This is a genomic window from Neoroseomonas rubea (genome assembly GCF_016106015.1).
Classification (GTDB): domain Bacteria; phylum Pseudomonadota; class Alphaproteobacteria; order Acetobacterales; family Acetobacteraceae; genus Neoroseomonas; species Neoroseomonas rubea.
In genome coordinates this window covers 1-1,252 of sequence record NZ_JACADQ010000603.1, presented here as the reverse complement: position 1 = coordinate 1,252, position 1,252 = coordinate 1, and the positions used below count along the sequence as shown (strand labels likewise).

Here is a 1,252-nt window from a genome sequence, read left to right as displayed (position 1 = left end):
CGCAACCCGGAGGCGCTGGCCGGCGCGGCCGAGGCGCAGGCCGCGCTCGGCAACCGGACGGAGGCCGAGGCGCTGATCGCGCGGCTGCGCGCCGTCGCGCCGAACGCGACCGGCGTCGAGGAAGCGACGCGCGGCGTCACCGTCGACCGCGGGCTCGTCGAGGAAGCGCGCCGCCTGTCTCGCGACGGGCGCGTGCCGGAAGCCTTGACGCGCTACCGGGACGCCTTCGCCGGCGGCCCGCCGACCGACACCTTCGCGGTGGAATACTGGCTGACCCTCGCCGGCACGGAAGGCGGCTGGGAGGAAGCGCGGCGGCAGCTCGCGAATTTCGCCGCGCGGCGGCCGCAGGATGTGCGCGCGCGCGTGGCCGCGGCGCAGGTCCTGACCTATCGCGAGACGACGCGCGCGCAGGGCATCGCGCAGCTCGCGGCGCTTTCGCGCGAGCCCGCCGCGGCGTCCCAGGCCCTGCCGGCCTGGCGGCAGGCAGTGCTCTGGCTCGGCGTCAACGAGGCGGCCGAGGGGCCGATCGCCGAATACCTCGCAGTGCGGCCGGACGACGGCACGCTGCAGCGACGCCTCGCCGAGATCCGCGACCCGTCGCTGCGCGCCGAGCGCGCCGCGGGCCTGCCGCGCGTCGCCGGCTTCCAGAGCCTGGAGGGGAACCGCCTGCTCGAGGCCGCGCGGTCGTTCGAGACCGCGCTCGCCAGCAACCCGCAGGATGCCGACGCGCTCGGCGGGCTTGGCGTGGTGCGGCTGCGCCAGGGCCGCGTCGCCGAGGCGCGTGGCCTGCTCGAGCGCGCCATGGCCGCCGATCCAACGCGCGCGAGCAACTGGCGCCAGGCCTTCGAAGGCGCCTCCTACGCCGTCGACCTGGCCGAGGCTCAGACACTGTTCCGCCGCGGCCAGACCGACGCCGCCGAACAGGTCGCACGCCGCGCCGTCGGGCGGGAAGCCGCCGCCGACCGCACGGATGCCGAGTCGCTGCTGGGCGACATCGCGCTGAGCCGCGGCGACCTCAGCACGGCCGAGATGCGGTTCCGCGCCGCGCTCGCGCGCCGTCCGAACTTCCAGCCGGCGCTGCAGGGCCTGGAGCAGGCGCTGCGCCGGCAGAGCCGCACGGCGGAGGCTGACGAGATCGCGCGCCGCATCCGCGTCGCCACCCCTGCGACGGGTGGCGGCGGCGGCGTGACCGCGGGCAATGCGGGGCGCCTGCGCGCCGAGGCATCGCGCGCGCCCGATCCGGCGACGGCGG

Annotated in this window: 1 protein-coding gene; it reads left to right on the top strand. The window is 77.6% G+C overall.

Going from position 1 to position 1,252, the window contains the following annotated elements; all coding sequences use genetic code 11:
* Positions 1–1,252 (top strand): tetratricopeptide repeat protein (locus HW577_RS25235; RefSeq protein ID WP_198378831.1); only part of this gene is annotated, 1,252 nt, incomplete at both ends.